General features: G+C 68.4%; 12 protein-coding genes. 3 read left to right on the top strand and 9 right to left on the bottom strand.

Annotated features, from left to right (window positions below; translation table 11 throughout):
* Positions 1-162: 162 nt before the first annotated feature.
* Positions 163-1,050 (bottom strand): S1C family serine protease, encoded by an 888-nt coding sequence (locus CLV70_RS20470; protein ID WP_245908349.1) that lies wholly within the window; start codon positions 1,048-1,050, stop codon positions 163-165.
* 188 nt (positions 1,051-1,238) lie between these two features.
* Here CLV70_RS20470 and CLV70_RS20465 point away from each other — a divergent pair, with 188 nt between their 5' ends.
* The gene (locus tag CLV70_RS20465; RefSeq protein WP_245908348.1) at positions 1,239-1,598 is read left to right on the top strand and encodes a hypothetical protein; all 360 of its coding nucleotides are present in this window, start codon (positions 1,239-1,241) and stop codon (positions 1,596-1,598) included.
* A gap of 425 nt (positions 1,599-2,023) precedes the next feature.
* Here CLV70_RS20465 and CLV70_RS41150 read toward each other — a convergent pair whose 3' ends face one another.
* The 7 genes from CLV70_RS41150 to CLV70_RS20425 all read right to left on the bottom strand — a co-directional run bounded on the left by CLV70_RS41150 (position 2,024) and on the right by CLV70_RS20425 (position 8,640).
* Positions 2,024-2,704, bottom strand: a complete 681-nt coding sequence (locus tag CLV70_RS41150) for a GNAT family N-acetyltransferase (protein WP_245908347.1) — start codon at positions 2,702-2,704, stop codon at positions 2,024-2,026.
* Entirely contained in the window at positions 2,676-3,605 is a 930-nt protein-coding gene (locus CLV70_RS20450; protein ID WP_106128132.1) for a ribonuclease Z, read from the bottom strand. Before CLV70_RS20450 ends, CLV70_RS41150 begins: the two co-directional genes overlap by 29 nt.
* A gap of 290 nt (positions 3,606-3,895) precedes the next feature.
* Positions 3,896-4,888, bottom strand: coding sequence for a polyphosphate kinase 2 (gene ppk2, locus CLV70_RS20445; protein WP_245908365.1), 993 nt, complete (start codon positions 4,886-4,888; stop codon positions 3,896-3,898).
* A gap of 51 nt (positions 4,889-4,939) precedes the next feature.
* A complete protein-coding gene (locus CLV70_RS20440; protein ID WP_106128131.1) occupies positions 4,940-6,367 on the bottom strand; it encodes a CYTH and CHAD domain-containing protein in 1,428 nt (475 codons plus the stop codon).
* Between the two features lie 203 nt (positions 6,368-6,570).
* Positions 6,571-6,894: a hypothetical protein gene (locus CLV70_RS20435; protein WP_106128130.1), complete on the bottom strand. Its 324-nt coding sequence runs from the start codon at positions 6,892-6,894 to the stop codon at positions 6,571-6,573.
* A 227-nt stretch (positions 6,895-7,121) separates the two neighbouring features.
* Positions 7,122-7,859 carry an NYN domain-containing protein gene (locus CLV70_RS20430; RefSeq protein ID WP_106128129.1) on the bottom strand — a complete coding sequence of 246 codons (738 nt, stop codon included), beginning with the start codon at positions 7,857-7,859 and terminating at the stop codon, positions 7,122-7,124.
* A gap of 211 nt (positions 7,860-8,070) precedes the next feature.
* On the bottom strand, positions 8,071-8,640 hold the full coding sequence (locus CLV70_RS20425) for a DUF2510 domain-containing protein (protein ID WP_106128128.1): 570 nt from the start codon (positions 8,638-8,640) through the stop codon (positions 8,071-8,073).
* Between the two features lie 389 nt (positions 8,641-9,029).
* Between CLV70_RS20425 and CLV70_RS20420 the strand changes: the two genes are divergently transcribed.
* Positions 9,030-9,983: a toll/interleukin-1 receptor domain-containing protein gene (locus CLV70_RS20420; protein ID WP_106128127.1), complete on the top strand. Its 954-nt coding sequence runs from the start codon at positions 9,030-9,032 to the stop codon at positions 9,981-9,983.
* A 28-nt stretch (positions 9,984-10,011) separates the two neighbouring features.
* Here CLV70_RS20420 and CLV70_RS39175 read toward each other — a convergent pair whose 3' ends face one another.
* Positions 10,012-10,467: a hypothetical protein gene (locus CLV70_RS39175; protein WP_146164108.1), complete on the bottom strand. Its 456-nt coding sequence runs from the start codon at positions 10,465-10,467 to the stop codon at positions 10,012-10,014.
* A gap of 217 nt (positions 10,468-10,684) precedes the next feature.
* On the opposite strand from CLV70_RS39175, the gene CLV70_RS20415 reads away from it, so the two are divergent.
* On the top strand, positions 10,685-12,100 hold the full coding sequence (locus tag CLV70_RS20415) for a recombinase family protein (RefSeq protein ID WP_106128126.1): 1,416 nt from the start codon (positions 10,685-10,687) through the stop codon (positions 12,098-12,100).
* Positions 12,101-12,162 lie beyond the last annotated feature (62 nt).

Raw genomic sequence — 12,162 nt, 5'->3', positions numbered from 1 at the left:
GCTGCTCACGCCGAGGGCCGGGCGCGGGAATCCATTCGCTGGCGCTCATGACCGGATTCCCGCCCCCGGCGACGTGCGTGAGTGGTCGCGCCCGGAAAATCCGCAGACCCTCCGCCTCGCTCCGGCGGGCACCGCGACCGCGGTCTCGCCGCCGGCCCCGTTTCAGGTGAGTTCCGCGGGGACGGTGACGACGTCCACCAGGGCGTTCTTGCGGAGCACCGTGATCGGCAGGTTCTTGCCGATCGCGGGGCCGAGCATGAGCCGCTGCAGGGCCTGGACGGTCTGCACCTTCTCGCCGCCGGCGGTGATGAGGATGTCGCCCAGGTAGACGCCCGCGGTGCCGGCCGGGCTGCCCGGCACGACCTCCACCACCCGCAGGCCGAGCTTCTGGCCGAGGCGCTCGGCCAGCGGCGGCGGCAGGGGGACCGGGACGCCGGCGACGCCCAGCCAGGCGCGGCGGACGCGTCCCGTGGCGACCAGCTCGCCGATGATCTGGCGGGTGGTCCGGTTGACGGGCACGGCGAGGCCCAGACCGTACCCGGCGACCGCGGTGTTGACCCCCACCACCGTGCCGGTCGAATCGGCGAGCGCGCCCCCGGAGTTGCCCGGGTTGAGGGCCGCGTCGGTCTGGATGACGTTGTCGATGATGCGGACCCGCCGCCCGTCGCGGGCGGGCAGGGAACGGCCGAGGCCGGAGACGACGCCCGCCGTCACCGAGCCGGCCAGCCCCATCGGGTTGCCGACCGCGACCACGAGCTGGCCGATGCGCAGCCGGTCGGCGTCGCCGAGCGGGGCCGCGGGCGCGCCGGGGCTGTGCACCCGCACGATGGCGAGGTCGGAGAGGGCGTCGGCGCCCACCACGTCGAACCGGGTCTCGGTGCCGTCGGCGAACTCGGCGGTGCCGCCGTTCGCGCCGGCGACCACGTGGGCGTTGGTGATCAGGAATCCGTCGTCGGTGAAGGTCACCGCCGAGCCGGCGCCGGCCCCGCGCGGGGTGCGGACGCTCAGGGCGGCGACGGAGGGCAGAAGGCCGGCGGCGACGCCGGTCACGACACTGCTGTAGGCATCAAGTGCCTCTGTTTCGACACCCGTGTGCTCGGTATCCATGAAACCCGCAACGCCCCGCCCGCCGGCATCGATGTCCGTCCCCCGTCCGCCCACGGCGAACACGGCCTCATGACACACAGTTGCGAAGGTCGCACAGTCAGTCCGATCGGCCGGTGGGGCCCGGGGGTTGTATGGGGTACGACAACGCCGCGTTCCCGGACGGAGGTTCCTACACCATGGTCATCGTCGACCAGGCCGCACCGGCCGGCATCGTGGACCGGCTCCTCTGGCAGGACGCCCAGCGGATGCTCGGGCGCCACACCGAGGCGGGCCACGACGGCAACTGCGTCTGGTGCGGATGGCGGTGGCCCTGCGCCCCCCGGCGCATCGCCGAACGCGCGGACGCCGCCTCCCGGCGCCCGTGGCGCGAGGCGTGGACCTTGCGCCACGACCTGAACAGCCTGCGCGACCTCCCCGGCGTGTTCGACGACAACCGGATACGCCCGGAGACGCGCAAGACCGACGACCTCAACCGAGGCCGCTTCGACTGACCCGACCAGGCGTCCACCGGGAACTTGACCGTCCCCCGGCAAGAAACCGACTCTCCTCGGCCCGGACCGACGCCCACCGCGGTGACACCGCCGTAGCCCCGCCAGCACGAGCGATGTCCCGCACCCGGACCCGCCCCACCGATCGACCGGCACGCCTCCGCCGGTCGGCGCCTCCGGCCAGGCGCAACCCCGGTAGGGGCGGGCGCGGTAGGCGGGAGTGCGTGACCACAGGTTCCCCCGCATTCACTCGGTCACGCGCTCCCGCCCTCCCTCCGCAACCCAGCGCAAGCACCGGCTCTCCTCGCCCGCGGTCCGGCCAGCACGAATGAGCCGGCTCGCGATGCCGCCCAGGTCCGCCGCGCCCAGCGCCCGCCGGCTTGAGATTCGGCGGCCGGGGTTCGATCGGTGGGCCGCGTGCCGGGCTCTCAGCTGTCGGTGGGGGAGACCGCTCGGGCGTAGCGGAGGTGGCGCACCGGCTCGTTGCCGAGCGTGTCCATGCGGGTCACGCCGTCCGCGGTCCAGCCGCCGCGCTCGTAGAAGCGCCGGGCCCGCGCGTTGCCCTCCAGCACCCACAGCACCGCCCGCGGCGCGATGCGGGCCAGCGCCGGCAGGGCGTCCAGCATCATCGCGCGCCCGACGCCCGTGCCGACGAACGCCGGGTCGGCGTGGATCGCGCTCAGCTCGGCGACCCCGTCGTCCTCGCCCGGCCCCAGATACGTGAAACCGACCAGCCGCTCACCGGGCGCGCCGCCCAGCCCCGGCCCGTGGGACGACTCGCCGCCCGGCCGCCCGCCCGGCTCCGGCTCATGGGACGGCGCGCCGGCCAGCCGCGGCTCGTCGGACGGTGCGCCGCTCAGCGGGTCGCCCGGCCGGGGCGTACCGGTCTGCGAAGGGCCGGCTTGGGCGGTGACTGCCACCGTCAGGCGGTGGGTGTCGCGTTCCCATTTCCAGCGCTCCGCCCACCACTCGCCCAGCGCGGCCGGGCTGCCGAACGTCAGCGCCGCCGGCGACACCAGGCCCGCATACGCCGACGCGCGTGAGCGGTAGTGCAGGTCGCCGACGGCGGGGAGGTCGGGGTCAGCCGCGGGGCGTAGCCGCACGTTCATGCGACGAATGTAGCCGCGGCGGGAGGGGAACCCGCATCAGGTCCTCGGCGAGGATGATGTCGCCGTCGAACTCCGTGCGGGCCTCGTCGAGGAAGCGGGTGCTGTCGCCGTACCGTTGGGAGAAGTGGGTCAGGACGACCGTGCGCGCCCCCGATTGCCGGGCCACCGACGCGGCCTGGCCCGCGGTCAGGTGGCCGACCTGGGCGGCCATCGCGGCGTCCTCGGCCAGGAACGTCGACTCGATCACGAGCAGGTCGGCGCCCTCGGCCAGCGCGAAGACGTTGTCGCACAGGCCGGTGTCCATGACGAAGGCGAACTTCTGCCCGGGCCGCGGCGCGCTCACGTCGTCGAGGGTGACCGTTCCCGCGCGGCCCGTGCGTTGCAGTTCCCCGACCGCGGGACCGGTTATTCCGTACGCGGCGAGCAGCGCCGGCACCATCCGGCGGCCGTCCCGCTCGGCGAGGCGGTAACCGTACGTTTCGATGGAATGCCGCAGCGGCAGCGCCGTGAGCGTCCCGCCGGTGGTCTCGGCGCGGAAGCCGTCCGCGACCGGCTCCGGGACCAGGTCGGCGACGTCGTAGAAGCTGGTGGCGTGCCGGAGCCGGTCGAAGTAGTCACGGCCGCCGGCGGGGAAGTGCACCCGCACCGGGTGCGGCACCTTGTCGAGGGAGATCCGCTGGATGATGCCCGGCAGCCCCAGCGAGTGGTCGCCGTGGAAGTGCGTGATGCAGATGCGGGTCAGCGGGGTCACGGCGAGGCCGGCCATCAGCATCTGGCGCTGGGTGCCCTCGCCCGGGTCGAAGAGCAGCACCTCGTCGTCCCAGCGCAGCTGGTAGCCGTTGTGGTTCCGGTGCCGGGTGGGCACCTGACTGGCCGTGCCGAGGATCGTCAGCTCGCGCATCGTGGGTTCCCGGAAATAAGCGACCCCCGGGGACTTCCGCGCGCCTGGTGGAGCACGGTCCGGTCGGACAAGGCCGGATCCCCGGGGGTCGGGTGGCTGTCTGGTATTCGCCGCACCGCTGCCACACGGTCTCGACGTTATTGCAGAGAACTTTCTCGAAGCTGTCGAGGACAGCGGCTAGCGGACAGCCACCTCACGAGTCCCGTTGCTATACAACTTCGGACCACCTCCCTTCACGTGTACGGCCACGTTATCCACCGGAACGCCGCGCGACAACGCCTTTCTTGTCACTACAGCCGCGGGAATACTCGGGGGGACAATTCGGTACCTTCCACCGCCAGGGAGGCGGGGCCGACAATCTGCGGGTCCGGGGTGCCTACCACCTCCGGGTCCTTGTCGTCGTAGTTGAAGCGGTTGAGCACGTAGCGCATGGCCTCGAGCCGGGCCCGCTTCTTGTCGTTGCTCTTCACCACGGTCCACGGGGCGTCGGCGGTGTCGGTGTAGAAGAACATCGCCTCCTTGGCCTCGGTGTAGTCGTCCCACTTGTCCAGCGACTCGAGATCCATCTTCGAGAGCTTCCACTGGCGTACGGGATCGACCTGCCGGATCGCGAACCGGGTGCGCTGCTCGCCCTGGGAGACGGAGAACCAGAATTTGACCAGGTGGATGCCGGAGCGGACGAGCATCCGTTCCAGGTCGGGGGCCTGGCGCATGAACTCGAGGTATTCGGCGCGGGTGCAGAAGCCCATGACCCGTTCGACGCCGGCCCGGTTGTACCAGGATCGGTCGAACATGACGATCTCGCCGGCCGCCGGCAGGTGCTTGATGTAGCGCTGGAAGTACCACTGGGTGCTCTCGCGCTCGTTCGGCTTCTCCAGCGCCACCACCGACGCGCCGCGCGGGTTCAGGTGCTCCATGAAGCGCTTGATCGTGCCGCCCTTGCCCGCGGCGTCGCGCCCCTCGAAGAGGATGACCAGGCGTTCGCCGGTGGCCTTGCACCAGTTCTGCAGCTTGAGCAGCTCGATCTGGAGCAGCCGCTTGTCGTGGTCGTAGTCGGGCCGGGCCAGCCGCTGGTCGTACGGGTATTCCTCGCGCCACGTGTCGACCGGGCTGCCGTCGGCGTTCAGCAGCACCGGGTCGTCGTCATCGTCGTCGGCCACCCGATACCCGCCGAGCTCCGTGACCGGCCCCCGGTACGGGGGAGTCGTCACGTCGTCGGTCGTTTCGTCGCGGTCGGGTCGCTGGTCCTGGTCCTGCTCCTCGGCCTCCATGCCCAGGGTCATACCCACCGCCGGCGACGTACCAACTCACGGAAGGTGAACGGCGTGTGCCGATCAGCCGAGCCAGGCGCGCAGCCGCTTCTTCCGCGACGCCGTGACCGCCGGCGGCAGCTCGTGGAACGTCTCCTCGCCCACCCGCTCCTGCCGGGCGTGCAGGACGCCGTAGTCGAACGCGTCCGGCGCCGTACGCGCGACCTCCCGCAGCACCTCCCGCGCCACCACCGAATCCTGATGCGCGCCGAGCACGTCCTGCAGCGACGTCAGCGCGGAGACGAGCTTCCTGCCCGGCTTGCCGGCGGCCGGCGCGAACACCTCGACGGCGTACCGCGCCTGCTTGTACTTCTTGCGGGCCTCGTGCAGCTCGGCGTCGACGCCGTCGGCCACCGCCTCGTCGAGCAGCGCGTCCGCCCGGCGCAGCACCTTGCGGGCCCGGCGCAGCGCGCCCCCGTCGTCCGGCCGCCCCTCGTCGACCAGGGCGTCGATCGCGTCGAGCAGTCCCAGGTAGCGGTCGCTGTCGAGCGCCTCGACCAGCGCGTCGCGGCCCCGCGTGACGTCGTCGTCCAGCTTCTCCCGGATGCGCGCGGCCACCTCCGGGAACCCTTCGGCCGCGGCGGCCAGCTTGTGCGACAGCACCTGACCGTCGCGGACCGCGCCGAGGCGGTCCGCCAGCCACTTCAGCTCACCCTTGAGGGACTCCGCGCGCTCCGGATCGAACGCGTCCCGGAAGGTCTTCAGCGTGCTGCGCAGGCGCCGGGTCGCCACCCGCATCTTGTGTACGCCCTCAGCATCGCCGGCCCGCACCGACGGGTCCTGTGCCTCGATGGCGTCGCGCTGCTCCCGAGCGTACCGGATAACGGGGTCGGTCCTGCGCTTCTTGCCGACGCGCGGCGCGCTGAGGCGATCGCCCAGCGCACGGGCGAGCTTCGACGGCCCGGCGGCGGGAGTCGCGCCGGCCGCCAGCAGCAGGCCCTCCACGGCGTCGAGAACCTCGGGCCCGCCGTCCACCAGCTCGACCTCGAGCTCCTGCCAGCGCTGAACGTCCCCGCCGGTCTCCGCCTCGACCTCGTCCTGAGCGATCAGCGCGAGCGTCCGCCCCTCCGCGTCGCGGAGCGGCGTCTCGATCCGGCGCGTCCGCAGCGTGGCGACGGGCTTCACCTCCCGGGTACGCACGATCAGCCGCACGACGTCGGCCAGCTCGCCGGGCACCGCGTCGCCGTCGGTCAACGGCACCCGATGCTCGGTACGGCTGGACCCGTCCCCCGGCGTCTTGAGATGCCACCCGGCGTCGTTGCCCCCGGTACGCCGCCGCAGCGTGCGCTTGTTGCGCGCGAGCCGGAGATCCTCGGTGTCGAAGTACGTGGCGTCGAGCTCGTGGGTCTCGGCGTCGCCCAGCCCGCGAGCCCCGCCGGCCCCGTCGAGCGAGGGCAGCCCGAACCCGGCCGGTACGTCGTACTTGCGCTCGGTCTCCGTCGCCATCTGCATGCGTCCAGTCTCGCCGATAGCGGGCGGCTCAGCGAGATGTCACAGCTGATCCGGGGCGTCCGTACAGCGGTTTCTCAGCCGGCCCTCGCACACTGGATCAAGACCCCTGGAGGGTCCGGCGCTCGTCCCCCGTGCGAGCGGCAGGCTCTCCAGGCAGACAGAAGCGCCGCTCCGCCCGCCGCCCCGGTCGGAGCGGCGCTTCCTCACACCCGGGCCCCGCCCCGGCTCCGCAGATACTGCGCCCGCGAGTAATGCGCGGCGGCGGCGCCGTAATACATGGTCGCCAGCGAAACATGGAAACTGTTGTCGGTGAGGGCGTTCTTCGCGTACGCGGTCTCGGACCACCGGATCTCCGCATCCGACTCACTGATCCCCCGCCGAGCACACCGCACCCGATTCAACTCCTTACCGATCCGCCAGGTCTCCAGAGCACTCTCGGCCTGCCGCATCATGGTCAGAGCCTTGGCGATGAGCGCCTCGGCAAGAACCCAGGCACCCTGCTCGTCATCGTTGTGGAAACTGGGCACGGTGGCACCTCCCGAGGGCTACCTCCTGAATTGTCGGTCCATTCAGTGTGTGAGACCCCTTCGGCACTTGTCGATCTTCTACACCCGCACGAGGTACCCCGCCCCACGCCCCGGCGGTTCGTCCTGCCTGAGCCCGGGGAAAAAGAAAACCCGGCTCCGCGAGGGAACCGGGTGGTGTATGCGTCAACGGTACCAGAGCCGGCTCCGATCGGAACCGGCGCCGGGTGTCACCAGCCAGGCGGGCGGGAGTAGTTGCCGGCCGGGTCGGGCAGCTGATGATCAGTGACGTCCTGAGCGGTGAGCTGCCGCCACCAGTGGCGTCCGACTCCGTCCCCGGCCGTGCCGCGCAGGGCGCCGGCGAGGTGGTTCCGGGACGGATTGATCACCCCCACCGGCACCCGGGTTCGGGCGTATTGGACGGGAAAGCGGAGGTCGCTGTCGTTGGAGATCACGACCGCCGCGTCGACCTGGCCGGTCAGAACGTCGACCAGCAGATGGGAGGCCACGTTCACGTCGGAGCCCTTCTCCTCGCGGTGGGCGTAGGAGACCATGAACGTCGCGCCGTGCACCGCGTTGCCCTGCGAGTCCTGGACCATGACGGGCCAGTTGGCCTGGACGACCTGTGGCACACCGGCCGGACCGGGAGACCGCACGGCGAGCGGGGCCTGTTTGACCCTCGCCATGTAATACCCGAGTTCCACATGATCGACGCTGGTATAGCCGTTCAGCGCCTTGATGTAGACGTCCTGATCCGCGTACCCCGAGGGATTGGTGGCCGCGTCGATCAGGGCCGTGCAATAGACGACCCGGTGAATCGTGGCTCCCTGCCAATTGGTGCGAGCGGCCACGAGCGAGGTCGACAGTGCGCGAATGTCGAGCCATCGCCACCCGGGCATTCCGCGACCACAAAGCCCTCGCGCGCCGTAATAAAGGTTGTAGCCGTCGACATAGACACCCACCCGCACGCCGAGGACCCTAGCAATCCGCGAGCTTCGGGCCGCGCCGATCGTGTGACGGCTTGACGACAGCGGCGCTGGATCCAGCCGGACTTCGGTCTTGGCGACGCCGACCGGGCAAGTCATGCCGTGGGAACAGCGCTCAACATGCGATGTGTAGTGGCACCTGCTCGATCAGCCACGTTAGGGCCGTGACGTGCTCAAGCGGCCAGGCCGGAGCTCAGGAGCGGAACCATGCCCGAGCAGACTCCGGCGTCGCGAGCAGCAGAACCACGGCTGCGGCCAACGCGGCGCCCAGCGGGTCGCCCATCACCAGACGGCTCACGATTCCCAGCGTCCCGAAAACCAGCGTCACGACCCACGCCCCACGTCGCCCCTTCCACAGCAGGTACGCCACGAGTGCCACCAGCACCGAGCCGACCATCCCGCCTGCCTGGTACGCACCGAAGCCGTTGGCAAGCAGCCGCAGCAGGGAGGACAGAACGGCGTACAGGCCCACCACCGCCACCGCCACTATCACGGGCCAGGGCGGTAGTCGGGTTCCGGCCGGACGGCCCGCTTGGCCGGCATGCAGTGAATACGCCGAACGAGGCTCGTGCTGGGAAACGTAGGTAGCGGCTGTCGAGGCGAGAAGCGGCGCGTCCGCCGAACCGGCGAAGGCCGGAACAGGGGGCGTGACGAGCTGCATGTGCGAGGTCCACTGGGTGCCGTCCCACCAGCGCTGCGCCGCGGCGTTGTGCGGGTCGGCGTACCAGCCGGCAGGCGCCACGGTGGGTGGTATGTAGGTCATAGAAGTCCCCGTCGGGTGCGGCAGCGTCGTATCGGGTGCCTCGATCGGCCCGGATTCCGGCAACTTGAGCGTTACGGCGCTTAGCGGCGGCCCCGGCGGAGGCGCGATCCCCTGAGGGTGGATCGACGGCCGACGGGATGGCCAGGCAAAACGAACTGAGCCCGCACCCGCCGAAGCGAGCGCGAACTCAGAGGTAGCTAGCGTCAGTTCGTGCGGGCGACACCAACCGGGCAAGACAAGCCGTTGGGAACGAGGCCGCACCAATGTGACCCGTCCTCAGGACGTGTCCCGAGCGTGCACACTGGGTGCTTGGTTGGCTACACTACCCAACCTCTCGCGGTTGCGACACGTCAGAATCTACCGCGTCAATTTGCCACAGGAGCACCAACATGGATGTCTTTATTTCTTGGAGCGGTGAACCGAGCAGAACGGTCGCTAAAGCTCTAAACAGTTGGTTGAGCATGGTGGTGCAGCATGTCGATCCGTGGATGTCAGATGAGGAGATACGTAGCGGCGCGCGATGGAACGAGACTATCGCACAATCGCTAGATAAATGCGACTTTGGGATCGTGTGTGTGACGCGATCAAACCAGGAGGCGGCTTGGCTGATGTTCGAGGCCGGAGCGCTCGCAAAAAGGCTGGAAGTATCGCGCCTAATACCTTTATGTATTGACCTAATGCCGTCCGATATCACATCTCCTCTCCAGGCATTTCAGGGGCGTCATCTTGACGAAGTCGGAATGAGGGATATTGTAATCGACTTGAACGATCTCGCTCCACAACCCAAGCGTCGAGACGCTATTGAACGACTCTTCGACAGAATGTGGCCCGACCTCGAAGGCGTAGTTGAAGAGGCGAGGAGGGCACCAGTCCAGCCCGGCAAGGAATCACACCGTTCTGTCCAGGATATGTTGGGTGAGTTGGTCACGCGTGTGCGGGGGCTTGAACGTGAGCCTGACGCTGCGGGGCTAAGAGGATTGAGGATCTCGCGTAATGACGTAGTGAACATGATGAACGTAGCGGAATCGCTGCGTCAATCGGCCCAAAGGCTAAGCTGGCTAGAAAGTGCAATAAATAACCTGGATTTGTCCGCTAAAGTCATGGGTGTAGAGGATGATCCGTTCCTCTTAGCAGCGTTTCCTGTTGGGTCACTCATTAGGCACCCGCACTTCGGGGTGGGTCGGATCATGGAAATTGAAAGAGGGGAGCAGGGCGCAATCGCCACGGTGATCTTTAGTAAGAGCAAGCGGCGTTTGCGTGCGCCGTTAAGGCAAATCGCGGCGCAGCATCAAGCGGAAGATAGTAGCGCTAAAGACGGAGCGGACGACGATATTCCGTTCTAGGGTGAGAGCCGACCGGGGTGATCGCCACTTAAAGACGGGCAAGGATTACCGCGGTTAGTGATGCTCCGGTAATTGAAACGCCTGTGTGTAAAGCGAGCCACAAGCGATGTAGTGGAACTTTGTGGATCCGAGGGTGCTCGGCTACCTGCTTCGACCAAGCATCCTCGAAAAGATTCCTGACACTGCCGGATGGAATCAGCTCGTCCAGTCTGCTTCGAATAGCGTTTGCTTCGTTTAAGTGAAGCCTGAAGCGCTCGTAGTACTTGATGGATAGTAGTGCGCCAAAGGCGCCCAGAATTAGAATGCCTATCGTGACTATAAGCATTCCAGCTATCAAGCCTTTCTGAACAATGAAACCGATGCCGGCTGCATTCAAGACCAGCAGCATATTGGTTGCCGTAGCTCGTTGGCTTTCAGAGTGCCGTATCTGATCCCAGCGGCTCAACCACATCTGCACTAGAACGTCAACTTCGCCCGTAGCCATGATGGTCAGCCTCCCAATAGTGCCTGAGCCGCTCGACGGCGCTTGGTTCCTAGCGTAGAGAACCGGTCGGCTGTACCGACGTCGGGGACTGAGCCTGTGAGGGTCAATAGCGGGGCGCTCCAGGGGAGAACCCGCAAAGGCCGCGTTTGAGAGGAGGGCACCTACAGTCCGTGGGGCAGGGCTCAAGCTATGTGACCCATCGGCGTACGGTCGATGTATGCGTGCTGCGATCTACTGCCGGATCAGCCAAGACCGAGCCGGAGCAGGGCTAGGCGTTGCCCGCCAGGAAGAGGACTGCCGCGCCCTCTGCGAGGGCAGGGGATGGGTGGTCGTCGAGGTCTATCCCGACAACGACGTCAGCGCCTACTCGGGCGCACCGCGGCCGGCATGGGCACGTTTGCTGGCCGACGTCCGGGCGGGCACCGTAGACGCGATCGTGGGGTGGCATGTCGACCGGCTCACCAGATCGCCGCGGGAGCTGGAAGACGTGATCGACCTCGCCGACAAGTACGGCGTCGAGCTGGCGACGGTCACCGGAGACGTTGACCTCAGCACGCCCACGGGCCGCCTCGTGGCCCGGATGCTCGGCGCTGCCGCCCGGCACGAAGCCGAGCACAAGGCGGAGCGGCAGAAGCGCCAGCGTCGCCAGGCGGCCGAGGCCGGGAGGGTCGCCGGCGGCGGGCACCGGCCGTTCGGCTACGAAGCCGACCGGGTGACGATCGTTCCGGAGGAAGCCGAGATCATTCGGGAGTGCGTTCGCCGCGTGCTGGCGATGGAGTCGTTGGCGAGCATCGTCCGCGACCTCACGCAGCGCGGCATCACGACGACCGCGGGGAACAGCTTCAAGGTCACAAGCCTGCGACAGCTCCTCTGCCGAGCGAGGATCAGCGGTCGCCGCGAGCACACACCGCGGAGCAACTGGGAGACGACGCGCCCGATCATCGGTGACATCGTGGCCGATGCAGTCTGGCCCGGGATCATCACCGCGGACGAGTCCGACCGCGTACGCGCGATCCTCACAGACCCCGACCGGCAGACCCGCCAACCGGGCCAGCGCATGAACAGCTACCTCCTGACCGGCCTACTCGTGTGCCACTGCGGCGCGCGTCTCGTCGGCCGGCCGCGATCGGGTGTGCCTCGCTACGTGTGCTCCAACGCCCCCGGCTACGACTCATGCGGCAAGACCGCCACGAACACGGCACGGACCGATGATCACGTCCGCGACCTGGTCATCGTGGCGTTAGACTCACCCGAGTTCATCGAGCGGCTACGGTCCCGACAGGCCCTCGGATCCGAGGCATCCGACGCGGTAAAGGACGACGAACTACAGCTCGAAGCGCTGGCCCAGCAGTGGGCTCGCAAAGAGATCACTCGCCGAGAGTGGATGGCCGCCCGCGTGGTCGTCGAGCAGCGGCTAGAGCGCAACCGGGCCGCCGCGGCACGGGAGTCTCGCCGGCATGTGCTTCGCGGATTCGTCGGTACGTTGCAGGAGATGTACCAGCGCTGGGAGCGCATGAACGTCTCGCAGCGACGCGCGGTTCTCAGCGCCACCCTGCACTCAATCACGGTCAATCCCGCAGACCCGCGGAAGCGCTGGGATCCGGACCGGTTCGTCCCCGAGTGGATCGCTTAGTTGAGAGAGAGTGACAGCCCGGCGCACGGACTGTCACCGGCGTTTCCGCAGCTTAAACGGTC

This window comes from Pseudosporangium ferrugineum (assembly GCF_003002065.1).
GTDB classification, from domain to species: Bacteria; Actinomycetota; Actinomycetes; order Mycobacteriales; family Micromonosporaceae; genus Actinoplanes; species Actinoplanes ferrugineus_A.
This window is presented reverse-complemented; position numbering and strand designations above follow the sequence as displayed.

Bases quoted from the DNA above. Each gene is read 5' to 3' on its own strand.
- CLV70_RS20465 (WP_245908348.1), top strand. From the start codon at position 1,239: ATGGGGTACGACAACGCCGCGTTCCCGGACGGAGGTTCCTACACCATG.
- CLV70_RS41150 (WP_245908347.1), bottom strand. From the start codon at position 2,704: ATGAACGTGCGGCTACGCCCCGCGGCTGACCCCGACCTCCCCGCCGTC.
- CLV70_RS20450 (WP_106128132.1), bottom strand. From the start codon at position 3,605: ATGCGCGAGCTGACGATCCTCGGCACGGCCAGTCAGGTGCCCACCCGG.
- ppk2 (WP_245908365.1), bottom strand. From the start codon at position 4,888: ATGACCCTGGGCATGGAGGCCGAGGAGCAGGACCAGGACCAGCGACCC.
- CLV70_RS20440 (WP_106128131.1), bottom strand. From the start codon at position 6,367: ATGCAGATGGCGACGGAGACCGAGCGCAAGTACGACGTACCGGCCGGG.
- CLV70_RS20425 (WP_106128128.1), bottom strand. From the start codon at position 8,640: ATGACCTACATACCACCCACCGTGGCGCCTGCCGGCTGGTACGCCGAC.
- CLV70_RS20420 (WP_106128127.1), top strand. From the start codon at position 9,030: ATGGATGTCTTTATTTCTTGGAGCGGTGAACCGAGCAGAACGGTCGCT.
- CLV70_RS39175 (WP_146164108.1), bottom strand. From the start codon at position 10,467: ATGGCTACGGGCGAAGTTGACGTTCTAGTGCAGATGTGGTTGAGCCGC.
- CLV70_RS20415 (WP_106128126.1), top strand. From the start codon at position 10,685: ATGCGTGCTGCGATCTACTGCCGGATCAGCCAAGACCGAGCCGGAGCA.